Origin of the sequence: Oceanobacillus longus, assembly GCF_042650085.1 — a bacterium.
Lineage (GTDB): Bacteria > Bacillota > Bacilli > Bacillales > Amphibacillaceae > Oceanobacillus > Oceanobacillus longus.
In genome coordinates this window covers 138,630-161,651 of the sequence record NZ_JBHSAO010000010.1, presented here as the reverse complement: position 1 = coordinate 161,651, position 23,022 = coordinate 138,630, and the positions used below count along the sequence as shown (strand labels likewise).

The following is a 23,022-nucleotide window of genomic DNA, read 5'->3' as shown; positions in this document are numbered from 1 at the left end:
GTTGTCTGGTAGCAATAGCGAAGAGGTCACACCTGTTCCCATCTCGAACACAGAAGTTAAGCTCTTCCGCGCCGATGGTAGTTGGGACTTTGTCCCTGCAAGAGTAGGACGCCGCCAGGCAGCTTTTTTAATATAAATATTCATCAAATACATAATTTAATGGATATTATTTGTGGCTTGTGGCATATTAATTTATGAAATTGAATCTAATATGCGAAATTATATTATTCCACAGTAGCTCAGTGGTAGAGCAATCGGCTGTTAACCGATCGGTCGTAGGTTCGAATCCTACCTGTGGAGCCTTTTTTTGCTTCCATAGCTCAGCAGGTAGAGCACTTCCATGGTAAGGAAGGGGTCGTCCGTTCAAATCGGATTGGAAGCTTAATGTAAGGGGTTGCCATTATTAATGGTAATCCCTTTTTATTTTGGAAAAGCATCCGAGTGTATACTAATTAGAGCGATGATTTATTTTAGGATAGAAAGTTGAAATGAAACATAGAAACAGGTGAAAAGATTGAAAGGAACTACACACGCATTAATCGGAACAACAACAGGTTTAATGACAGCAAGCATATATCAAACAGATTTATCATCTATGTCTCTCTTAGTAGCTATTGGGACTGTATCTGGATTAATCCCTGATTTGGATATTGATGGAAAGCTCAGTAACCGAATTACATTTTCTAAGAAATTCCTTCAAATAGTGTCTCAATCTATAGCCATCTTTATAATCGCATATAGCCTTTTTACTGGTATAGGGATGGAAAAGTGGATTGGAGTAGGTGCTGGAATTACAATTATTATTATTTCATCTTTAATCAGGCAAAGACGTATGCTTACGATAACAGGTATTGGTGTTCTTGTTGGTGGCCAATCATTAGAGGAAAATTGGATATGGTTATTAGGCATCTATATCATTATAGCCTCATTTGTTTCCCATCGAAGTTATACACATTCTATACTAGGTATTATCTTTTTTGGTGTGATAGCCTCTTCTTTAGAAAAATCACTGGTACTTGATGGAGTTTTTGTGACTTGTATACTTGGTTATATAAGCCATCTAATTGCAGATATGAAGGTATTCCCTGTTAACAAAAGAGGAATTAAATTGTTTTTGCCATTTTCAAGAAAGCAGTTTTAAAAGCTCCTAATTAAACATTCAACTTGAGCGGTGTATGAAGAGAGCTTCTAATTCTACCAAGGCATATTTGTCAATTTAACTCTGCTAAGTTGAGTTAATTAAAAAACGATTTGCTGACTTCAACGCAGCAAATCGTTTTTTATATGTTTGTGATTATCCTCCGATAATATGAAAGCCTGAATCAACATGTAAAACCTCTCCTGTAACTCCGCGAGAAAGTTCACTAATAAAGAATAGTGTAGCATCACCAACTTGATCCTGATCGACATTCCGTCTAAGTGGAGCTTTCTCAACAATTACATTGGCTTTTTCGTTAAAGCCGGAGACTCCCTTAGCAGATAATGTGCGAATAGGGCCTGCAGAAACAGCGTTGACACGAATGCCATATTTACCTACATCCTCGGCTAAGTATCTTACACTAGCCTCAAGAGAAGCTTTGGCTACTCCCATTACATTGTAGTTCGGAATAACACGTTCTGCCCCCAAATAGGTTTGCGTAACAATGCTTCCTCCCTCAGTCATTACTTCCTTCGCTGCTTTTGTAACAGCAACAAGAGAGTAAGCACTGATTTCCTGTGCCACTAAGAACCCTTCCCGTGAAGTATTTGCGTATTCACCCTTTAGTTCTTCGCGGTTAGCAAAGGCTACAGAATGAACCAATCCATGAATGGTTCCTACTTTTTCTTTTATTTCACTAAATGCTTGTTGAATACTTTCATCACTAGCAACATCACAAGCTACAATTAATTCTGCCTCAATGTCATGTTTCTCTAATAACTTTACCAATTTTTGGTATGATCTTTCCTGTCTATTTGTAAAAATCAGGTTTGCTCCTGCGTTATGTAATGACTTTGTTATACCCCAAGCAATACTTCTTTCGTTTGCTACACCCATTATTACTACATTTTTTCCTTGCAATAGACCTGACATAGTATACCTCCACATTTTATTTCTTCTATATATTATAACCTATTAGGACCAGGTATTGAAACCATAACTTTTAGGGATTGATATTGTTTAAAATCTTACTTCAAAAGAGGGGGTTGATTTATAATATTACGAATATGACAATCTAGCCTTGTTACTGCGCTGTTTCCAGGTCGATTTCAATAAAAATAAATAAATATTTCATTTTCCTCTTTACAAAGTTATATATCCTGGTTATAATAAAATTCGTCAGTCTGCGACAGGTTGTTACAAACGTCGATGAATATACATGATATTCAATTCATGGCCCGTTGGTCAAGCGGTTAAGACACCGCCCTTTCACGGCGGTATCACGGGTTCGAATCCCGTACGGGTCACCAATATGGAGGATTAGCTCAGCTGGGAGAGCACCTGCCTTACAAGCAGGGGGTCGCAGGTTCGAGCCCTGCATCCTCCACCATTTTTGCCGGCCTAGCTCAACTGGTAGAGCAACTGACTTGTAATCAGTAGGTTGGGGGTTCAAGTCCTCTGGCCGGCACCATCTTTTGTATAAATTAATAAGTATAGTTAACAATATGTACGGAGGGGTAGCGAAGTGGCTAAACGCGGCGGACTGTAAATCCGCTCCCTCAGGGTTCGGCAGTTCGAATCTGCCCCCCTCCACCATTACTATTGTTGGGCTATAGCCAAGCGGTAAGGCATCGGGTTTTGATCCCGTGTACCCCAGGTTCGAATCCTGGTGGCCCAGCCATTTTTTTATTTTTGAAGGATGTTTTGGAATATTACACGAGCCATTAGCTCAGTTGGTAGAGCATTTGACTTTTAATCAAAGGGTCGAAGGTTCGAATCCTTCATGGCTCATCAAGCTAAATCAGTATATGCAACAGAAAATAAACAAGGTCGTTATGGTAACATACAGCCTTGTTTATTTGCATATTTAGATAAAATTATTCATAATAAATACAGTTATTTTTTTACGTTTTCTATGGAGATACTTCTAAATGAAAAAAATTAAGGTTTCATGTTATAATCTATATAGTTTAAAATCATAAATGATGAAAGAATTTTATATATAATTTCTATATTAAAGGATGATCCAGGATGAAATCTTCCAGAATCCCCGGTTTTTATAATTTGTCTGTTGAACAACGACGGGACCTGCTTAAAAATGTGCTAGATTTCTCTTCAGAGGATTTAGACGATCTCTGTATTAATCAGCCTCTATCTACTGAAACCGCAGATAAAATGATTGAAAATGTTATAGGTACATTTCAGCTCCCATTGGGTCTAGGGTTGAATTTCTTAGTAAACGGGAAAGAATATGTAATACCAATGGCGATTGAGGAAGCGTCAGTAGTTGCTTCGGCAAGTCATATAGCTAAAATTGTCAGAAGCGCTGGGGGATTTCAAACTAATGCAACGGAAAGAATAATGATTGGACAGATTCAGGTTATAGGCTGTCCGAATTATCAAGTTGCGAAACAGGACTTATTGGATCAAAAAGAGTCATTAATAAAAGCTGCGAACGCTGCTTACCCGAGCATTGTAAATCGGGGAGGCGGGGCTGGAGATCTGGATATACGTATCCTTAATGAAGAAAGTAATTCGAAGTATGGACAGATGCTTGTCCTGCATATATATGTCGATACACGTGATGCAATGGGAGCAAATATTATTAACACGATGGTTGAAGCTATTGCGCCCATTGTCGAGGAAATAACAAAAGGTAAAGTTTATTTGCGGATTTTATCGAACTTTGCAGATAAATGCTTGGCTCGGGCAAGGTGTGTCATTCCTCCTGATCTGCTTGCTACTGGGGATTATTCCGGAGAGGAAGTTCGTGATGGTGTTGTACATGCATATGAATTTGCAGAATCAGACCCATATCGTGCAGTAACGCATAATAAAGGGATAATGAATGGGATTGATCCTGTTGTAATTGCAACAGGTAACGACTGGCGTGCCGTGGAGGCTGGAGCACATGCATATGCGTCCCGCCATGGTAGTTACGGTTCCATGACAAAATGGTTCAAAGATGAAAACGGAAATCTTGTAGGGGAAATTGAATTACCAATGTCTGTCGGAACTGTTGGTGGAGCAACCAGAGTTCATCCGTTGGCAAAGCTTTCCCTATCTATAATGGATATAAAATCGGCCAAAGAACTTGCGCAGGTAATTGTAGCGGTTGGATTGGCGCAAAATCTCGGAGCATTGAAGGCACTAGCGACAGATGGTATTCAAAAAGGCCATATGGCTCTACATTCTCGATCTGTTGCAATAGCAGCAGGCGCTTCAGGGGAGATGATTGATATCATTGCAGAAAAATTAATCGAACAAAAAGAAATCCGTGTCGGAAAAGCTAAAGAATTGGTGGAAATGTATAAAAAATGAGTGCAGAAAAAGTAACAACTTCAGAAAAAACAGCTATAGGTATAGCTCATAGTAAGCTAATTTTGATAGGAGAGCATGCAGTTGTACACGGACAACCAGCGATTGCTATTCCTTTTCCACTAATTGGTGTTGAAACAGTTATTGAATATGTACCAGGCTCAGTAAAAATGGACAGTACTTTCTATCATGGGCCACTTCATTTGGCACCGGAATCTCTGCATGGAATCGTTAATTGTATAAATGAGACACTTGATTATCTGGGTATTCCTTGTGAAGATTTACTGATCCGAATTAATTCTTCTATACCACCTGGTAAAGGGTTGGGATCCAGTGCATCTGTTGCTATTTCTGTTATTAGATCCTTGTTTGATTTCGCAGATAGAGATTGTACCGAGTCCGAGTTACTAATGCTTGCAAATGTTGCGGAAACTTATGCACATGGGGCTCCTAGTGGGATTGATACACTTACGATTACTTCAAAAACCCCAATCTGGTACGAAAAAGAAAACCCTATTGATTATATTGAACTTGGTGAGGATTTTCACTTTATCGTTGCAGATTCGGGAAGAGTGGGAGATACTCGGACATCCGTCGAATCGGTTGCTCGTTTATTAAAATCTGCTCCAAAGCGTATTCAACGGAAAATCGACCGGATTGGTGAATTAACACATCACGCTAAGGATGCAATGGAAAAGGCTAGCAGGCAATTTTTAGGACAACTTTTGAATGAAGCACAGAAAGAATTGGAAGCTTTAGGTGTTAGTGATGCTGGCTTAAATAGGCTCATTTATTTTGCTCGCAAAGAAGGAGCCCTTGGAGCGAAATTGACCGGTGGTGGTAACGGTGGGTGTATTATCGCCCTTGCCCAGAATGAAGTGCATTCTAAACAACTTGCTGAAAAGTTAAGGAAATATGGTGCTACATCTGTTTGGCCGTTTGTTTTAAAAAAACAGGATTAAAAAGAAAAGAATGGAATGGGAGATTATGATGAAAGCTACAGCCAAAGCGCATACGAATATTGCTCTAATAAAATATTGGGGAAAGCGAGACGAAGCACTGATTCTACCTACGAACAGCAGTCTTTCCTTAACCCTGGATGGCTTCTTTACAACAACAACTGTAGACTTTCAGGCAAATTTAACCCGAGATCAATTTATGCTAGATGACGAGCCTGTAGAAGGAGAGTCTTATCAGCGCGTAAGTAATTTTCTTGATATAATCCGCACGATGGCAGGAAAAGAAAATCTTTATGCAACGGTTCACTCTAAAAATGATGTTCCTACTGCAGCAGGGTTTGCATCATCTGCTTCCGGATTTGCGGCGCTCGCTGCAGCAGGAACGAAAGCTATTGGAATGCAATTGGACAATCAGGAGTTATCACGACTAACCCGTCAAGGATCGGGCTCAGCTAGCCGTTCCATTTATGGTGGATTTGCTGAGTGGGAAATGGGGGGCAAAACGGATGGCTCGGATTCATTCGCTGTTCCGGTTGCCCCAGCTCAACATTGGGATATTAGAGTAGCGGCCGTAGTTCTTTCGTCAACGGTGAAAAAAGTATCGAGTCGTGCTGGTATGAAAAGAACAGTGGAAACATCTCCGTTTTACTCTGGATGGATTGATAGCATTCCCAAGGATTTACGAGAAATTAAAGATGCAATAAAAACCAAGGACTTTGAAAAAACAGGCAGTATAGCTGAAGCCAATTGTTTGAAAATGCATGCAACTACGTTGGCTGCAAATCCTCCATTTACATATTGGCATGATACAACGATGCGTGTCATGCAAACAGTTCAGGAGATGAGAGAGAAGGGTATTCCTGCTTATTTCACTATAGACGCAGGTCCAAATGTAAAGGTTCTTTATTTGCCGGAGGATGAAGGGAAAGTTAAGGAAACACTTCGAACGATACCCGGTGTAACGGATGTTATTTTAAGTAAACCAGGTCAGGGAATAAGTTATCTTTAGGAGTTGGACGTCTTGTCGAATGCATCAATGACCATAAAAGTTCCGGGGAAATTAATGATAGCTGGAGAGTTTGCCGTTCTTGAACCCCGTCATAATTTAGCGGTAATGGCAATAAACAGGTTTGTTTATGCAACGATTGAGAATAGTGATAGAAACGGGCTTACATTACATGATTTTAATTTACAAAATCTCAATTGGGAATATAATAACGATAAAATAACGATTCGTACAGACGATGAGAGAGTTCGATTTGTGCGTGATGCTATGAACATTGTCTATACATATTTAAAGGAAAAGCGAATAAACATAAAACCGTTTCATTTATCTATTCATAGTGAACTTGACGATGCGTCTGGAATAAAATATGGATTGGGATCAAGTGCAGCGGTGGTCACTTCGGTTGTAACAGCTATTCTAAAGAAATTTCTTGCCCAGGAGCCAACCCCAGAGCTTGTATTTAAACTTGCAGCAATATCTCACGTAAAAACGCAGGGTAATGGTTCTGGTGCTGATGTAGCAGCTTCGTCCTTCGGTGGTCTATTGCAGTATTCCTCTTTTCAGGCGGATTGGTTGGAAAAAGCTTATTTACACAGTGATTCGATCACTGAATTGGTGGAGGATAATTGGATTTATTATTCTTCCAAACCGATTAAAATGCCAAAAAATGTGTATTTTTGTGTTGGTTGGACGGGGAAGCCTGCATCTACCGCGAAACTAGTTGATAAAATATTACAGTTAAAAATAGATAATCCGGTAGCATTTCAGACTTTTTTAAAAAATAGTGATGAAGCTGTAGCCAACTTTTTAACAGGTATGGAGGAAGAAGATTTCAATCTTCTTATAAGAGGTGTTAAACAAAACAGACAAGCATTAGCCGCGGTTGGAAGGCATGCGAACACCTGGATAGAAACACCCCTCCTTAGCAAACTGTGTGATTTGGCTGAAACCTTTGGTGGTGCAGGGAAACCTTCAGGTGCAGGCGGGGGCGATTGTGGGATTGCTTTTATGCCCACAAAGGAAAAAGCAGAAGGATTGATGAAAACTTGGGAAGAGGTAGGTATTAAACCGCTAACCCTTCAACTGAATTCACACGGTGCAATAAGTTAATACAGTTAATAATAAAATCATAATATGAAACATAAAAAAGACATCTATTTTAGGAATTAATACAGAAAATAGATGTCTTTTTAGTTTTTCATTATATTTTTAATCATTGTGTATATCTTTGGTATTCATTAAGTAATTGATCAAGTTTAACACTTGAGGATATTACAGCTTCAGAAGTTAGATCATTGGTATAGGAAAGAGTAATCATTTTTTCACGGCATTCTTCAATTTGTTCTCTTAAATTATTTTTAGTCACAAAACTTTCCTCCTATCTAGTATACTATAATAGAAAAATACCCAAATTTAATCAATTTTAAACATCCTAATATAATATGAACATTCTGTGACGGAAAAAATAAATAAAATGCGATAAAATACGAAATAATTTTGAAACCTTTTGTAACACATATTCGTATAATGAGTACCGCATAGTAAGCGGAGGGAACCAAATGGATCAATTTATTAAAGAAAAAATTAAAGAAGTAAAAAAAGGGGATCAGGCCGCATTTGGGGATGTAGTCTCCTTCTATCAAAATAAAATTTACCAGCATTGTTTCCGAATGCTTGGTAATGCACATGAAGCGGAAGATATGGCTCAAGAGGCTTTTATACGTGCATATGTTAATATTCATTCCTTTGATGAACGCAGAAAGTTTTCTACTTGGCTGTATCGCATCGCTACTAATTTAACAATCGACCGATTACGAAAACGGAAGCCGGATTATTATCTGGATGCGGAAATAAAAGGGACAGAAGGTTTAGATATGTATTCTCAACTGGCGAGCGAGGAACGTCTCCCAGGAGAAGTAGTTGAAAGTCTTGAATTGCAGCGCTATATTCATCATGAAATCTCACAACTTCCACCAAAGTATCGAAGCATTATTATGTTACGTTATTTGGAGGAATTTTCGCTTCAGGAAATAAGCGAAATTCTAGATGTCCCTTTAGGAACGGTGAAAACCCGGATCCATCGTGGAAGAGAAGCTTTAAGGAAAAGACTTCGTCATGTGTAAAGGAGTGTGTACGACATGGATTGTAATCGAACATCAATAGAATTAATGCATAAATATTTAGACGGAGATCTCACGAACCAAGAAGAATGTGATTTACGCACACATTTGGAAACGTGTGCTGACTGTCAACACCACTTCCACGAATTAAAGCGTACAATAACACTGATAAAGAGTGCAGAACATTTTTCGGCACCAGATGACTTCACTCAGAAAGTTATGCAGAATCTACCAATAGAAAGAAAAAGCGTAAAATATATACGATGGTTTAAAATACATCCTGTTATAACGGCTGCAGCTATATTCTTTATCTTAATGATGGGCGGGATGTTCTCATCCTGGAATCAGGACAGTGAATTAGTAGTCTCCAAACAGGAAGAGCTAATCATCGAGGGAGATACAGTGATCGTGCCTGAAGGGGTAACGGTTCCTGGAGATGTACTGGTCAAAAATGGTAACTTAATAATAAAAGGTACAATTGATGGTAATGTCACATTAGTAAATAGTGAACTAATTCAGGATAACCCGTTGGTAGGGGAAGAACTTATGGCTTCGGTTGGAGGGGTAAATGGGGAATTTCAAACCGTTGACAGAATGTTTGAATGGATGTGGTATCAGGTGAAGAATTTCTTTAATGGTGTCTTTTCCTTTTAAATATATATATTCTAACGCGGATGAGCATTAAACTTATCCGTGTTTTTGTTTGAATTCTCGTATGTTCGAAGACATATGTTTTCTGTAAAAATATGTTATAATAGGTATCGTGACTAACTATAAAAATAAAGAAATTGTTCAAAAAGTTAAGTGTGCTACCAAGACTTTGAGAACACCTATTAAATAAATTTATACAGCTAAAGGATGTGTGAGCATGCTTGATGGGGGATTTGATGTTTTGGATCTGCTAAGAATAGGCGTAGATATAGCTTTCGTCTGGTATGTACTATATAAATTATTAATGCTAATCAGGGGTACAAAAGCAATTCAACTTTTAAAAGGGATTGCAGTTGTCTTAGTAGTTTGGGCATTAAGCATCATACTCGATCTCCAAACGATGCAATGGGTAACTAATCAAGCTATTGACTGGGGACTTATCGTAATTATTATCTTATTCCAACCAGAATTGAGAAGGGCACTTGAACAGCTTGGTAGGGGAAATCTTTTTTCAAGAAGTGCTAAATCGGAAGAAGAAATTATTGAACAGGAAATTGCAGCAATTCTTCAGTCATGTAGTTATATGGCAAAAAGGAGAATCGGCGCACTCATATCAATCGAACGGGAGACAGGTATTGGTGAATATGCTGAAACCGGCATAGCTATAAATGGGAAACTATCTCATCAACTGCTTACGAATATCTTTACACCGAACACCCCGCTGCATGATGGTGCTGTGATTCTTAAAGAAGGTGAAATAACAGCAGCGGCCTGCTATCTTCCTTTATCGGAAAGCCCATTTATATCGAAGGAATTAGGGACGCGTCATCGGGCAGCGATGGGTATCAGTGAAGTAACAGATGCATTAACAATTGTTGTTTCGGAGGAAACTGGTGCTGTTTCCTGCACGAAAAACGGAGAACTGCATAGGGACTTGGATCAAGATAACCTTCGCGGTATGTTGCAAGCCCACTTATCCTTAATTGAAAAAACCTCTGAAAAAAAGTCGTGGAAACGAAGGGGGAATAATAATGGATAACTGGTTTAAAAGTAAATGGTTTGTCCGGATAATTTCGTTAGCTTTTGCGGTGTTTTTATATGCATTCGTTAATGTTACTGTTAATTCAACCCAGTCTGATCCAACCTTTTCAGGAAGTACCGATCAATCAAATATGTTGGATGATGTTCCAGTAGATATTAGAATAGATGAAGAAAATTATGTTGTCAGCGGAGTACCCAAATATGTAACAGTTAATTTACAGGGATCACCTGGTAATGTGACCCCATTATCCTTACAGCGCAATTTTGATGTGTATGTCGACTTGCAAGGGTTAGAAGAAGGAGAACACGTTGTAGAAATCCAACATACAATTTCCAATGATATTAATGTTTATATTGAACCAAAAACAATTGAGGTAACCATTGAAGAAAGAGCAAGTGAAGAATTCAGTGTGGGTGCTGATTTTGTTAACAGTGATAAGTTGGCAGAAGGGTATGAACTTATTGACTACGTGCTAGAACCTGCAACGGTTACGATAACAAGTTCCAGATCTGTAATCAACCAAATAGGGTCTGTCAAAGCATATGTTAATTTAGAAGGATTGGAAGGCTCGATTAACAACCGTGAAGTTCCTGTAAGTGTCTATGATACACAGGGAAAAGAGTTGGATGTTAGAATTGAACCTGAAAGTGTACAAGTATCCGCAGAAATAGATAATCCAAGTAAATCAGTACCTGTAACTGTCGAGACTACGGGTGAAATGCCTGAAGGCTATTCAGTAAGTTCAATTTCTGCTAATGTAGAGGAAGTAGAAATTTATTCCACGAGTGATATACTGGACGATATTACTGAAGTTACTACGGAAGCAATTGATTTGTCAGAAGTAACCGAATCTGGGACGATTAATGCCCAGTTAACATTGCCGGAAGGTGTAAATGCCCCAGAGTTGGAAACAATTGAGGTAACAATCGATATAGAACAAATGCGTGTTATTGAAGATGTACCAATTACGGAAGAAGAGTTGGCTGAAGGATTGAACGTAAATTATATTGAACCTGAAACTGCCTTGATGGATATAACAGTTACAGGTAATCAATCAAATATCAGTGAACTAACCGTTGCTGATTTTCGTGCTGCCATTAACTTGTCTGACTTGGAAGAGGGAGAGCATCAGGTTCCGCTAGTCATTGATGGACCCGAAATAGAAGATATAACAGTTACTGCTGCATTGGAAGAAATACTTATTGAAATCAACTGAGACGATGAAAAGCTTGTTTAGAAAGCAGTTGAATTGGATGTAGTTAAAGGAGAGGTAAAGATGGGAAAATATTTTGGAACAGATGGGGTTAGAGGGATTGCCAATGAGGGACTGACACCTGAACTTGCTTATAAACTTGGACGCTGTGGTGGTTATGTACTCACAAAGGATAATGATAAACCTCGAGTCCTTATCGGTCGTGATACACGGATTTCAGGACATATGCTTGAAGGAGCTCTATTAGCTGGACTGCTATCAATTGGTGCAGAGGTGATGCGTCTTGGAGTTATCTCGACTCCAGGTGTAGCATATCTTACGAAGGCAACCAGTGCCCATGCCGGTGTAATGATTTCTGCTTCCCATAATCCAGTTGAAGATAATGGAATTAAATTCTTTGGCCCAGACGGCTTTAAATTAACGGATGAACAGGAACATGAAATTGAAAGCCTGATGGAGGGCGAAGATACTTTGCCACGCCCAACAGGTGGAGATATTGGTATTGTCAACGATTACTTTGAAGGTGGCCAGAAATATTTATCCTACCTGAAAGATACCATCGATAATGATTTTGAAGGAATTCAAATTGCTATTGACTGCGCACATGGGGCAACATCGAGTCTTGCGACACATTTATTTGCGGACCTTGAAGCTGATATCTTTTCCATTGGCTCTACACCAAATGGACTAAACATTAATGATGGTGTGGGTTCCACACATCCAGAGACATTACAGGCATTTGTTTCAGAAAAGGGCGCTGATATCGGATTGGCTTTTGACGGAGATGGTGACCGGTTGATTGCGGTGGATGAGAAAGGCAATATCGTCGATGGTGATCAGATCATGTTTATCTGTGCAAAGTATTTCAATGAAATTGGATTACTAAAACATAATACGGTAGTGTCTACCGTAATGAGTAACATTGGCTTTTACAAAGCAATAGAGGAAAATGGTATGCGTAGTGACAAAACCGCAGTCGGTGATCGTTACGTAATGGAAGAGATGCGTAAAGGTGGTTACAACCTTGGTGGAGAACAGTCGGGACATATTATCTTCTTGGACTACATCACAACTGGTGATGGCATGTTATCCGCATTGCAGCTTGTTAATGTCATGAAAGAAACGGGGAAACCTTTATCAGAACTTGCCGGTGAAATGAAAATCTTCCCACAAGTATTGATAAATGTTAAAGTAAAAGATAAAAACGAGGTATTAAGCAATTCCGTTATTCTGGAAGAGGTTGCAGCAGTAGAGCGAGAATTGGGTGACCAAGGGCGCGTGTTGGTTAGGCCTTCAGGAACGGAACCGCTTGTTCGAGTGATGGTTGAAGCACCAACAAAAGAAGAATGTGAGCATTACGCAAATCGAGTAGTGAAAGTTATAGAAAATCTACCTGGAATCTAACTATACTCAATATAAGAAAAGGACTGTTTTCTCCGTGAAAGCAGTTCTTTTTGTATGTCAGTATTTATAATAGTTTTTCATACATATAAATGTAAAGTCACCACGTACAATTAGATGAAGCCAAGGTGAAAGTACTGTCAGAACTAGTCAGAATAGTTTATAATTAAAGTTACTAAAGGCCAACTAACATCAACGTACGGACAAATGAAGCGGCTAAAACTCTAGGAGGATGATTATGATACAGTTTCCAAAACCAACAGTTGAACAATTTTTCCGAACGTATACAATAGGGGGATTCGCAGTTAGTAATGATGAAAAAAGACTTGCCTTTATTTCCAATTTAAATGGGAAGGTAAATTTATGGGCAATGGATTTAGATAGGTCTAGATTTCCTTATTTATTTGCTCAACATGATGAATCTGCCAATTTTATTAAATTTGATCCAAAAAACCGTTATGTGCTCACTGGATATGATAAAGACGGTGATGAAAACTATCAGATCTACGCAGTTCCATTTGATGGAGGACTTCCACAACCGCTTATAACGGGAGAATCAATGGAAAAATACTTTTTCTCTCATTTAAGTGATGATGGAGAGCGTGTCTATTATGTGACATCTGAAGGTAATCCATCTATGCTGAACACAAGGGTTCGTAATTTACAAAATGGAAGAGATATTTTGTTAAGTGAAGGCGAGGTTTCTCCTACCGAGTTGGCTGCGGTTTCGGATAATGAAGAAGCGTTTGTGTATTTGCGTTCTTTTGCCAATACATATGTCACGGGCTTTGTGAAGCAAGGTGAGGAAACAATTCCATTAACACCAGATCCTGAGAAAGTACATGTTTCATTTGATCCGGTATTTACGGATGATCATACGGTTTATTTTGTTACTGATTATGAGAGTGAATACAGCTACCTCGCTAAACTTGATTTGAATACCAAGAAATTTACTTCGGTATTAACAATCGAAACCGAAAGTGTAACTACACTAAAATGGGATAAATCGAACAAAGCCTTTTACCTTGTCACAGAAAAAGGGGTAAAGGATGAATTGTACCGATATGACTTGGAAACGCAGCAACTCGAGAAACTGAAAGCACCAACAGACCTTATTAATCAGATCGTTGTTACAAAATCAGCCAATATTTATATTCTTGGAGGAAGTGCAGCTATTCCACATAATATATATAAATCGTCAAACGGAAAGGATTGGCAACCATTAACAGATAATCGTGTACTTGGTTTAAGTGAAGACGATTTGGTGGACCCAGATGTTGTTTCCTATAAGTCATTCGATGGTATGGAAATGGAAGCACTTCTATTTAAAGCAAAACCAGAGAACGATAATGGCTATACCATCTTCTGGCCACATGGAGGGCCACAGGCTGCTGAACGGAAGCAATTCCGATCCATGTTTCAGTGCTTCCTGAATCGTGGATATACTATCTTTGCACCCAATTTCCGTGGCAGCACAGGATACGGCTCTTCATTTGTAAAGTTGGTTGAACAAGATTGGGGGGAAGGACCACGTCTGGATAATGTCGCAGGAATCGAGTGGCTGTTTGAAAATAATATTACTACTCGAGAAAAATTATTTTTAGTTGGTGGCAGTTATGGGGGCTATATGTCACTTCTCTTACATGGACGACATCCCGAATACTTTAAAGCTGTCATTGATATATTCGGTCCATCCGACCTATTCACCTTTGTAAATTCCGTGCCTCCACACTGGAAGCCGATTATGGACCGCTGGCTTGGAGATCCAGAACGTGATAAAGAGCGCTTTATTAAAGACTCGCCTGTTACTTATTTAGAGACCATGACGAAACCGATGCTTGTAATCCAGGGAGCAAAAGATCCACGTGTTGTTAAGGAAGAGTCTGATCAGATTGTTGCTAAGTTGGAAGAAAAAGGACGCGATGTCGAATATCTTGTTCTTGAAGATGAAGGACACGGTTTTTCGAAAAAAGATAATGAGATAAAAGTGTATTCATTGATGCTTGAGTTTATGGAGAAACATCAGGGATAATAAGAAAGTAGGAGCTCTTCCGTTTTGTGGAGAGCTCCTACTTGTTTATTTGTCCCCTTGTGAACAATGGGAAATTGTATTTCATAAGCTAACTAAAGGTATACATTAAAAAATATGTTGCCTGCCTAAACTTTCTCGGTTACAATATAATAAGCTCTTTGTAAAAGTATGTTTACTTTCTGCTAAAAAAGGTAAATGTATAGAGCTGTCGCTATTATTCAAGAAAAGAAAGGAGCATAGAAATTATTAAATTAATTAAAGCGCCAGGACTACTTTTCGATCGGTGAGGAAAAGTAGTTGACGAGGTGGAGGTTATCGAGGATTTCGGCGGATGCCTCCCGGCTGGATATCTCAGTCGTTTAGCTTTATCCCAAAAACAATTTGGCGACTTATTGGACAAAAGGATAAAGAAAGATGTTCATACAAAAAATACACGAGAGAGGGGCAGTTAACGCCCCTAATCTTTCTAGAGGTTTGTTTATCTGCCCCCTATTTTAAGGAGGACATCGATATGTGCGGAATTGTAGGCTATATCGGACAAAACGATACGAAAGAAGTTTTATTAAATGGACTTGAAAAATTGGAATATAGAGGTTATGACTCTGCAGGAATTGCTATCCTGAATGATGAGGGAGTCAACCTGACAAAAGTTAAAGGTCGTATTGCAGCATTACGTGAAAGTGTTGATAGCTCTGTTTATGCAACAATGGGAATAGGCCATACTCGCTGGGCTACTCATGGTGTGCCAAGTATAATCAATGCACATCCACACCAAAGCGTGACTGGAAGGTTTACACTTGTTCATAATGGTGTTATTGAAAATTACAATGACCTCAAAAAAGAATATCTTCGTGATGTGAACCTTGTAAGTGATACAGATACGGAAATAATCATACAGTTAATAGACCAGCTTTATCAAAAACATCAGGATACTTTGGAAGCATTCCGTGAAACGATGAGTCTTTTGAAAGGTTCCTATGCGATTGCCATGATTGATGCTGAGGATCACGAGACATTGTATGTTTCCAAAAATAAAAGTCCGCTTCTAGTAGGTCTAGGTGATGGGTTCAACCTTGTTGCAAGTGATGCCATGGCTACGTTGAAGGAAACGGATCAATACTTGGAGATTTTTGATAAGGAAATTGTTCTTGTAAATCGTAATTTCGTTGAAGTGCAAACACTTGAAGGCACTGTTGTCGAACGTAAACCATATACAGCTGAAATCGATGCAAGTGATACTGAAAAAGGAACATATCCGCATTTTATGCTGAAAGAAATCGATGAACAACCGATTGTTATGCGTAAAATTATCAATGAATATCAGAATGAAAACAATGAACTAAAGCTTGATACCGATATTCGTAGCGCTATGAAGGCAGCTGACCGTATCTATATCATTGCTGCAGGAACAAGCTACCATGCAGGTTTAGTTGGCAAAGAGTTCCTCGAAAAATTAGCAAAAATTCCAGTGGAAGTCCATGTTGCGAGTGAATTTTCATATAATATGCCATTGCTGTCAGAAAATCCATTATTTGTGTTCATCTCACAAAGTGGGGAAACTGCTGACAGCAGATCTGTATTAGTGAAAATCAAAGAAATGGGATATCCAGCACTCACGATTACAAATGTGCCAGGATCCACCCTTTCTCGTGAAGCAGATTACACATTAAATTTATATGCAGGACCTGAAATTGCAGTAGCATCAACAAAAGCATATACAGCACAAATTGCTGTACTGGCAATACTAGCAGTAGATACAGCAAATGCAAAAGGCATTGAATTGGATTTTGACCCAATGCAGGAGCTTGCTATTGTTGCTAATGCAATGGAAGTTTTAACAGATCAGAAAGAGGAATTGGAACAGCTGGCAAGAGATTACTTTAGTACTACACGTAATGCTTTCTTTATTGGAAGAAGTGGTGATTACAATGTTTCCCTTGAAGCGGCATTGAAGTTAAAAGAAATTTCCTATATTCAGGCAGAAGGTTTTGCCGGTGGAGAATTAAAGCATGGTACAATCGCTCTAATTGAAGAAGGAACACCGGTAATAGCGCTTGCAACGCAGAAAAACGTAAACTACTCCATTCGTGGTAACGTTCAGGAAGTAGTTGCCCGTGGTGCCAAGGCAATGGTAATCAGCCTTAAAGGATTGGAAGAGGACGACGATGCGTTTGTATTGCCACATGTGCATGAATTACTGACACCACTTGTGAGTGTTATTCCAATGCAATTGCTAGCATATTATGCAGCATTGCACCGTGGATGTGATGTTGATAAGCCAAGGAATTTGGCCAAGAGCGTAACTGTGGAGTAATGGTTAGATGGGATTTTCCTTATGTGACAACAAAGTTCTATATTAAAAAAGAGGCGCGTTATTCTAATGGAGTAACGTGCTTTTTTGTATTTAATTGTAGAACGAAAATTAATGGGAGTTGTCCATTATGGAGTCAGAGGGTTCCGTGTCTCGCTAAGGGTCTAAATTTTGCTATAGACATATGTCTCCCTATAACTCCTTTCCGGTTGTTATTCCCACCATAGTTATTTTATGAATGTAAAACTCCTCTTTGTTTTGTTCTACTATCCATACTACATCATCAGATAGAAAATTACTCCAGCCCTGAAACGAACTTTCAACTTTGTAAAGTGAATCCTTGTAATAAAAAGTGCGGCCATAAATGACTTATGGATGAATTATTGTTAAAATAATTGTATAAATAAAAAAATATATAGGCATCGGTCCTGTTTCTTTTCTCTTTTTTCGGGTCGCCTCCCTTTTGCATGCCGTACAAATGGTAGGCAGGTTTTCCTAAAGGTATAAAAAAACTGGGAATCTTAATAGGAAAGGAACCGATATAAGGAGGATGTATGGATTTCAAAGGAAATATAAACCTTAATCAAATGAAAAAATTACAAAAGCTTGGCAGTTGGACTGGAGCCATTATAGGGATTCTTTTTCTTCTTTTCATTTTAGGTACGATTGCATTTCAGTGGATAACAGAATATATTTGGATGGATTCCCTTGAATTTGGTACCGTATTCACAACGATTCTTGGCAGTAAACTTGCGCTCGGTGCAGGTGGTTTCTTCATTTTTGGTTTTGTAACCTGGTTGACCCTATTCTGGGTACGGAGAACCTATTTAAGCCATTTTGACCCACAACAGCTTCCGGCATTTTTCTATCAAAAGAAAATGGTCATGAATGGGGCGATTCTCGCAGTTGCTGTTTTCATAGGACTCCTCGGCAGTGTGATTGTCCAGGGTGTGGGCTGGGAGCCGCTTTTAAAAATCTTAAACTATGAAACATTTGGAGAAAGCGACCCTATTTTCAACAGAGATATTTCTTTCTACATGTTTGTTTTGCCATTTTTAGAAATGATTATTAATATTTTACTTGGCTTAGGTTTCTTCATGTTAGTTGTTGTGGTTGTTGCGTATTCCGTTTTTAATATATACCGGATGAATCGCTCAGCACAAGTTCATCTTGGACTGACGATTGCCATTATTGGCGTGTTGTTAGCTTGTACCCATTTGCTGTCACCATTTCAAGCGCTTTTGTCCAATCAAGTGAATATTTTTCAGGAAAGTGTGGTACACGGCCTAAGTTATACAGACCGCATTATTAATATTCCTGTTTCCTATATCTTAGCGGCAGTAGCAATTATCGGTGCCATTTGGGTCATTCTTGCACTTAGAAAAGGCAATTTTAATTCGATGTTGATTCCGATTGTTGCTTATGTTGCAGTCATGATTCTCGGGCAAGGTGCATCCGCGCTTGTGCAAAACTATCTTGTAGAGCCAAATGAATTTCAGCGCGAGCAGCCATATTTAGAGCATAATCTGAATTACACACGGCAAGCTTACGAGCTTGAAAATATTGATGTGTCAGAACATCCGGGTAATCAGGATTCACTGGATGAAGATATGATTGAGAATAATGAATTAACAATTAACAATGTGCGGATTAATGATGCACGGCCGCTGCTTGATGTTTACAATCAATTGCAGACATTCCGTACGTATTATGAATTTAATGATATTGATGTCGACCGATATGAAATTGACGGTGAATATCAGCAAGTGTTTCTTGGTGCAAGGGAATTAAACACAGCTGACCTGCCGGAACAAGCTCAAACCTGGGTAAACCGGACATTGCGTTATACGCATGGATACGGGGTTGCGATGAGTCAAGTTAATGAGATTACATCCCAAGGACAGCCAGAATATATTGTGAAAAATCTCCCGCCGGTAGGAGAGGTTGATGTCGAACGGCCACAAATTTATTTTGGAGAATTGGATTATCCAAATGTCATTGTAAATTCTGATGTCGATGAATTTGACTATCCATCCGGTGATGAAAATATGAACAATCGCTATGAAGCGGATAAGGGGATACAACTTAGCGGTTGGAACCGTTTGTTATTTTCTGCTAATGAAGGATCATTCCGTATGCTAGTATCGGATCAGCTATCCAATGAAAGTCAGCTGCTCGATACCCGAAATATTGTGGACCGCATTAACCGGATTGCTCCATTTTTCGAATATGATGAGGATCCATATATCTTTGTACGCGATGATGGTTCGCTAGCCTGGATGATGGACGCTTACCTTGTAGAAAAAGGTTATCCGTATGCGGAAAAATTTCAAGACAATAAAAATTATATTAAAAACGCAGCAAAGGTTATGATCGATGCTTACACCGGAGAAGTTACTTTCTTTGTTACCGAACCGGATGATCCGCTCCTTCAGACATATCAAAATATTTTCCCGGACTTGTTTACAACGGAGATCCCGGAAGATGTGGAAAGCCATTTCCGTTATCCAGAAAGATTGTTTAAGATTCAAGCAAATAAATATGGTACGTACCATATGACAAATCTTGAAATTTTCTATAACAGGGAAGATCGCTGGGAATTTCCAACAGAGCATTATTTTAATGAAGATATTGAAATGGAACCTTATTATGTAACGATGAAGCTTCCAGAATATGAGGAAGAAGAATTCATTTTAATGATGCCATATACACCTAGAAACCGGCAGAACATGATTGCCTGGATTGGTGTGCGGAATGATGGCGAACATTACGGGGAAAAATTTGTCTACCGCTTTCCAAAACAGGAGAATGTCTATGGACCGCAGCAAATTGAAAATCGGATCAACCAGGACAGCGTTATTTCTCAAGAGTTAAATCTGTGGTCACAAGGTGGTTCTCAAGTCATTCGCGGTAACCTATTGTCCATCCCAATTAACGATACAATGCTATATGTGGAACCAATCTATATTGAGTCCTCCAATGAAACGTCATTGCCGGAAGTAAAACAAGTTGTCGTTGCTTATCAAGATTATATTGTCATGGAAGCAACATTTGATGAAGCATTAAATCGTATACTTGAATTAGCCGGTGGCGAAATCGATGAGAGTGATTTACAGCCTGAAGGACCATCACTAGAAGATATCGAAGGAGAACCTGAAGAACCGGCAGAAACTGATGAAGAGGAAACACCTCCACCAGTACCATCCGGAGATTCAGATCAATTATTGCATGAATTCTCTGAGCTGTTTGGTGATTATCAAGATGCCCTTTCAAATGGAAACTGGGAAGAAGCAGCCGAAATTATGTCAGAGATTGAAGAGAGACTAGAACAAGAAAATCAATAATATTTTGTTTTATAAGAGATGAGCACCGCATATCGCAGGTGCTCATCTTCTTTGATGTTGATGTGGTTTCAAATAAAAAATTCTTCTGAATATTATTATCAGTAGTTATATGGATTCAAAAGTAGATCTTCATCATGCAGATCAGGCTTTGTATAGGGCAAAGAAAGATAGAAATCAATGTTTCTTCTATAAAATATCCTCTAAAGGTCTTAAGCAGAAACTTCCTGTGGCAACGAACATATAAATGCTCCTATGTGTAAAACATAGGAGCATTACTCTTTTTAAAAAAGTATATCAAGATATGTTTATTTAAACGGTGACATAGCTAATCCAAATTCGGTTAAGCCCCAATAACCTTTGAAGCAATATCCACTGTCCGTTTTGCTTGATGTTTTACTGCTGCTTGTACATCTTCCACCATTTTCCCGTCTGGTCCCTGTGTTACGCTAGTTCCATATGGATTTCCACCAGCACCAAAAAGCACTTGATCGGTGTATCCAGGAGGTACAATAATTGCCCCCCAGTGCATCATGGATGTATAAAGAGAAAGGATCGTTGCTTCTTGACCTCCATGAGAATTTGATGCGGATGTCATTGCGCTGACCACTTTATTTACTGTTTTACCAGATCCCCATAATCCACCTTGTAAATCAAGAAACTGTTTCATTTGTGATGCTACATTTCCAAAACGTGTTGGGGTACTGAAGATAATTGCATCTGCCCATTCAATATCCTCAGAAGATGCTTCTGAAACATCCTTTGCTGCTTCATAATGGGCTTTCCATCCAGCATTTTGTTCTATTGCTGCTTCTGGGGCAAGCTCATGGACTTTACGTAATCTAACTTCAGCTCCAGCCTGCGAACCACCTTCTTCAGCCCATTGTGCCATTTGATAATTTGTTCCAGTAGAGCTGTAGTAAATAATCGCTAATTTAACGTTTGCCATTTGTTATGTTCCTCCTTTGATAGTAGTTCGATCCTAAAGGTTACTACGTCGTGATAAACATATTATCTGCAAAAACTGTTTTCTTATTTAATAAAAAAAATCAATTTTAGTATAAAAAGGTTGTTTACTTTGCTTGAAATATAAACAATGATAATATTCATTATGAATGTTCAATAATTCAAGCATTCAACCGGGGGAACAGCATATGGCTAGTAAAAATTTTTTCCAAAAGTTCTATTATGGTTGGGTAATAGTTATGATTGCCGGGCTTGGTGTTTTCTTCTCAGGACCGGGTCAAACATATTCTAACTCAGCTTTTATTGATCAATACATAAATGACTTTGGCTGGTCCCGATCACAAGTATCAGGAATGTATTCTGCTGCTACATTAGTTGCCGGGGTAGCTATGATATTTATTGGTAGATTTATTGACAGATTTGGCCAGCGGGCAATGATGGTAACAATAGGTACACTGTTTGGGATTGCATGTCTTTTTAACAGCATGGTTTCCAGCATGTGGATGCTGACGGTAGGATTCTTTCTGATTCGTCTATTAGGTCAGGGAAGCATGACCCTTGTTCCAAATACGTTGGTGGCACAATGGTTTGTGAAAAAAAGAGGAGTGGCATTCAGCATAATGACCTTGGGGAGCTTTTCCAGTGCGATGCTGTTTCCAATTATTAATACATGGCTAATTGATACATGGGACTGGCGTTTTGCATGGCAATTCTGGGGTATTTTATTACTGGTTGTATTTGTACCTATTGCGTTATTTGGAGTGCGTAATAAACCAGAGGAAATGGGATTAGTACCGGATGGATTTTCAGCAGAAAAAAAGACAAAAGATAAACCTGGTTCAGGATTTAAAGATAAAGAAGCCGAACAAGACTGGACGCTTAAAGAAGCGAGGAGAACGAAAGCTTTTTGGGCGATACTTATTTGTGTTGGCATTCCTGCAATGGTCAATACAGGGATAACATTTCATATCATTTCTATTTTTGGATCAAATGGTTTGTCTCCGGAAATAGCAGCAATGGTATTAAGCTTAATGGCTGTAGTTGGTATTCCAATGTCTTTTGTGTCCGGATATGTCACAGATAAAGTCCAGACCAATTATCTGCTTGTTGCTATTTTTTTGATTGAAATTATTTTACTGTTAATGTTATTGGTAACAAGCAATTTTTGGATGGGTGTGGTATTTGGAACTGTTTGGGGGCTTTCGAATGGTCTTGAACGGATAAGTATAAATGTTATTTGGCCAAATTATTTCGGTCGGAAATATATTGGGAGCATAAATGGTGTCGGAGTAACAATGACGGTTGTTGGCTCATCATTGGGGCCACTTCCATTTGGAATAGGATATGATATCTTTCAAAGTTATACTCCAGTATTATTGGTAACATTAATATTTCCAGTAATCGGAGTTGTTTGTTCCTTGATTGCTAAGAAGCCTGATAAATCTCAGCTAGCATCTGAGTCACGAAGTTAAACAAGGTTTAATTAGTTTTAGTACATATTTGTTCTTCTTGTCGAGTACCATA

17 protein-coding genes, 8 tRNA genes and 1 rRNA gene are annotated in these 23,022 nt (G+C 38.8%); 23 read left to right on the top strand and 3 right to left on the bottom strand.

Annotation, left to right across the window (positions count from 1 at the left end; genetic code table 11):
• Window positions 1-4: 4 nt before the first annotated feature.
• The 4 genes from rrf (at window position 5) to ACFOUV_RS14060 (ending at window position 1,141) form a co-directional block, all read left to right on the top strand.
• A 5S ribosomal RNA gene (rrf, locus tag ACFOUV_RS14075) occupies window positions 5-120 on the top strand.
• A 108-nt stretch (window positions 121-228) separates the two neighbouring features.
• Window positions 229-300: transfer RNA gene (locus ACFOUV_RS14070), tRNA-Asn, on the top strand.
• 9 nt (window positions 301-309) lie between these two features.
• Window positions 310-382, top strand: a tRNA-Thr gene (locus tag ACFOUV_RS14065).
• A gap of 132 nt (window positions 383-514) precedes the next feature.
• Window positions 515-1,141, top strand: coding sequence for a metal-dependent hydrolase (locus ACFOUV_RS14060; RefSeq protein WP_379497413.1), 627 nt, complete (start codon window positions 515-517; stop codon window positions 1,139-1,141).
• A gap of 153 nt (window positions 1,142-1,294) precedes the next feature.
• On the opposite strand, the gene fabI is transcribed toward ACFOUV_RS14060, so the two are convergent.
• A complete protein-coding gene (gene fabI, locus ACFOUV_RS14055; protein WP_379497412.1) occupies window positions 1,295-2,071 on the bottom strand; it encodes an enoyl-ACP reductase FabI in 777 nt (258 codons plus the stop codon).
• A gap of 302 nt (window positions 2,072-2,373) precedes the next feature.
• Between fabI and ACFOUV_RS14050 the strand changes: the two genes are divergently transcribed.
• The 10 genes from ACFOUV_RS14050 (at window position 2,374) to ACFOUV_RS14005 (ending at window position 7,531) form a co-directional block, all read left to right on the top strand.
• Window positions 2,374-2,448 (top strand) — tRNA-Glu (locus tag ACFOUV_RS14050).
• Between the two features lie 4 nt (window positions 2,449-2,452).
• Window positions 2,453-2,528, top strand: a tRNA-Val gene (locus tag ACFOUV_RS14045).
• A 5-nt stretch (window positions 2,529-2,533) separates the two neighbouring features.
• Window positions 2,534-2,609: transfer RNA gene (locus tag ACFOUV_RS14040), tRNA-Thr, on the top strand.
• A 40-nt stretch (window positions 2,610-2,649) separates the two neighbouring features.
• A tRNA-Tyr gene (locus tag ACFOUV_RS14035) sits at window positions 2,650-2,734 on the top strand.
• A gap of 10 nt (window positions 2,735-2,744) precedes the next feature.
• Window positions 2,745-2,819, top strand: a tRNA-Gln gene (locus ACFOUV_RS14030).
• Window positions 2,820-2,856: 37 nt separating this feature from the next.
• A tRNA-Lys gene (locus ACFOUV_RS14025) sits at window positions 2,857-2,929 on the top strand.
• Between the two features lie 240 nt (window positions 2,930-3,169).
• On the top strand, window positions 3,170-4,459 hold the full coding sequence (locus ACFOUV_RS14020) for a hydroxymethylglutaryl-CoA reductase, degradative (RefSeq protein WP_379497411.1): 1,290 nt from the start codon (window positions 3,170-3,172) through the stop codon (window positions 4,457-4,459).
• Window positions 4,456-5,418: a mevalonate kinase gene (gene mvk / locus ACFOUV_RS14015; RefSeq protein WP_379497410.1), complete on the top strand. Its 963-nt coding sequence runs from the start codon at window positions 4,456-4,458 to the stop codon at window positions 5,416-5,418. The genes ACFOUV_RS14020 and mvk overlap by 4 nt, the downstream gene beginning before the upstream one ends.
• A gap of 28 nt (window positions 5,419-5,446) precedes the next feature.
• Window positions 5,447-6,424 carry a diphosphomevalonate decarboxylase gene (gene mvaD / locus ACFOUV_RS14010; RefSeq protein WP_379497419.1) on the top strand — a complete coding sequence of 326 codons (978 nt, stop codon included), beginning with the start codon at window positions 5,447-5,449 and terminating at the stop codon, window positions 6,422-6,424.
• 12 nt (window positions 6,425-6,436) lie between these two features.
• Window positions 6,437-7,531 carry a phosphomevalonate kinase gene (locus tag ACFOUV_RS14005; RefSeq protein ID WP_379497409.1) on the top strand — a complete coding sequence of 365 codons (1,095 nt, stop codon included), beginning with the start codon at window positions 6,437-6,439 and terminating at the stop codon, window positions 7,529-7,531.
• A gap of 103 nt (window positions 7,532-7,634) precedes the next feature.
• Here ACFOUV_RS14005 and ACFOUV_RS14000 read toward each other — a convergent pair whose 3' ends face one another.
• Window positions 7,635-7,787, bottom strand: a complete 153-nt coding sequence (locus ACFOUV_RS14000; protein WP_379497408.1) for a Spo0E family sporulation regulatory protein-aspartic acid phosphatase — start codon at window positions 7,785-7,787, stop codon at window positions 7,635-7,637.
• Window positions 7,788-7,980: 193 nt separating this feature from the next.
• Here ACFOUV_RS14000 and sigW point away from each other — a divergent pair, with 193 nt between their 5' ends.
• From sigW to ACFOUV_RS13960, 8 genes are all read left to right on the top strand, one after another.
• Complete coding sequence (gene sigW / locus ACFOUV_RS13995; protein ID WP_379497407.1) at window positions 7,981-8,544, top strand: RNA polymerase sigma factor SigW; 564 nt, start codon at window positions 7,981-7,983, stop codon at window positions 8,542-8,544.
• 15 nt (window positions 8,545-8,559) lie between these two features.
• Window positions 8,560-9,195, top strand: coding sequence for an anti-sigma-W factor RsiW (gene rsiW, locus ACFOUV_RS13990; RefSeq protein WP_379497406.1), 636 nt, complete (start codon window positions 8,560-8,562; stop codon window positions 9,193-9,195).
• Window positions 9,196-9,409: 214 nt separating this feature from the next.
• The gene (gene cdaA / locus ACFOUV_RS13985) at window positions 9,410-10,231 is read left to right on the top strand and encodes a diadenylate cyclase CdaA (RefSeq protein WP_379497405.1); all 822 of its coding nucleotides are present in this window, start codon (window positions 9,410-9,412) and stop codon (window positions 10,229-10,231) included.
• Entirely contained in the window at window positions 10,224-11,450 is a 1,227-nt protein-coding gene (locus ACFOUV_RS13980; RefSeq protein ID WP_379497404.1) for a CdaR family protein, read from the top strand. Before cdaA ends, ACFOUV_RS13980 begins: the two co-directional genes overlap by 8 nt.
• A 60-nt stretch (window positions 11,451-11,510) precedes the next feature.
• On the top strand, window positions 11,511-12,851 hold the full coding sequence (gene glmM / locus ACFOUV_RS13975) for a phosphoglucosamine mutase (protein WP_379497403.1): 1,341 nt from the start codon (window positions 11,511-11,513) through the stop codon (window positions 12,849-12,851).
• Window positions 12,852-13,086: 235 nt separating this feature from the next.
• On the top strand, window positions 13,087-14,880 hold the full coding sequence (locus tag ACFOUV_RS13970) for a S9 family peptidase (protein WP_379497402.1): 1,794 nt from the start codon (window positions 13,087-13,089) through the stop codon (window positions 14,878-14,880).
• 511 nt (window positions 14,881-15,391) lie between these two features.
• Window positions 15,392-17,194 carry a glutamine--fructose-6-phosphate transaminase (isomerizing) gene (glmS, locus tag ACFOUV_RS13965; protein WP_379497401.1) on the top strand — a complete coding sequence of 601 codons (1,803 nt, stop codon included), beginning with the start codon at window positions 15,392-15,394 and terminating at the stop codon, window positions 17,192-17,194.
• Between the two features lie 551 nt (window positions 17,195-17,745).
• Complete coding sequence (locus ACFOUV_RS13960; RefSeq protein ID WP_379497400.1) at window positions 17,746-20,535, top strand: UPF0182 family membrane protein; 2,790 nt, start codon at window positions 17,746-17,748, stop codon at window positions 20,533-20,535.
• A gap of 340 nt (window positions 20,536-20,875) precedes the next feature.
• Here the strand turns inward: ACFOUV_RS13960 and wrbA are convergent, their stop codons facing one another.
• Window positions 20,876-21,481 carry an NAD(P)H:quinone oxidoreductase gene (wrbA, locus tag ACFOUV_RS13955; protein ID WP_379497399.1) on the bottom strand — a complete coding sequence of 202 codons (606 nt, stop codon included), beginning with the start codon at window positions 21,479-21,481 and terminating at the stop codon, window positions 20,876-20,878.
• A gap of 205 nt (window positions 21,482-21,686) precedes the next feature.
• On the opposite strand from wrbA, the gene ACFOUV_RS13950 reads away from it, so the two are divergent.
• Complete coding sequence (locus ACFOUV_RS13950) at window positions 21,687-22,970, top strand: MFS transporter (protein ID WP_379497398.1); 1,284 nt, start codon at window positions 21,687-21,689, stop codon at window positions 22,968-22,970.
• The last annotated feature ends 52 nt before the right edge of the window (window positions 22,971-23,022 follow it).

Excerpts from the sequence above, each read along its gene's own strand:
- fabI (WP_379497412.1), bottom strand. The coding sequence starts at position 2,071 with ATGTCAGGTCTATTGCAAGGAAAAAATGTAGTAATAATGGGTGTAGCA.
- ACFOUV_RS14020 (WP_379497411.1), top strand. The coding sequence starts at position 3,170 with ATGAAATCTTCCAGAATCCCCGGTTTTTATAATTTGTCTGTTGAACAA.
- mvk (WP_379497410.1), top strand. The coding sequence starts at position 4,456 with ATGAGTGCAGAAAAAGTAACAACTTCAGAAAAAACAGCTATAGGTATA.
- mvaD (WP_379497419.1), top strand. The coding sequence starts at position 5,447 with ATGAAAGCTACAGCCAAAGCGCATACGAATATTGCTCTAATAAAATAT.
- sigW (WP_379497407.1), top strand. The coding sequence starts at position 7,981 with ATGGATCAATTTATTAAAGAAAAAATTAAAGAAGTAAAAAAAGGGGAT.
- rsiW (WP_379497406.1), top strand. The coding sequence starts at position 8,560 with ATGGATTGTAATCGAACATCAATAGAATTAATGCATAAATATTTAGAC.
- cdaA (WP_379497405.1), top strand. The coding sequence starts at position 9,410 with ATGCTTGATGGGGGATTTGATGTTTTGGATCTGCTAAGAATAGGCGTA.
- ACFOUV_RS13980 (WP_379497404.1), top strand. The coding sequence starts at position 10,224 with ATGGATAACTGGTTTAAAAGTAAATGGTTTGTCCGGATAATTTCGTTA.
- glmM (WP_379497403.1), top strand. The coding sequence starts at position 11,511 with ATGGGAAAATATTTTGGAACAGATGGGGTTAGAGGGATTGCCAATGAG.
- ACFOUV_RS13970 (WP_379497402.1), top strand. The coding sequence starts at position 13,087 with ATGATACAGTTTCCAAAACCAACAGTTGAACAATTTTTCCGAACGTAT.
- glmS (WP_379497401.1), top strand. The coding sequence starts at position 15,392 with ATGTGCGGAATTGTAGGCTATATCGGACAAAACGATACGAAAGAAGTT.
- ACFOUV_RS13960 (WP_379497400.1), top strand. The coding sequence starts at position 17,746 with ATGGATTTCAAAGGAAATATAAACCTTAATCAAATGAAAAAATTACAA.
- wrbA (WP_379497399.1), bottom strand. The coding sequence starts at position 21,481 with ATGGCAAACGTTAAATTAGCGATTATTTACTACAGCTCTACTGGAACA.
- ACFOUV_RS13950 (WP_379497398.1), top strand. The coding sequence starts at position 21,687 with ATGGCTAGTAAAAATTTTTTCCAAAAGTTCTATTATGGTTGGGTAATA.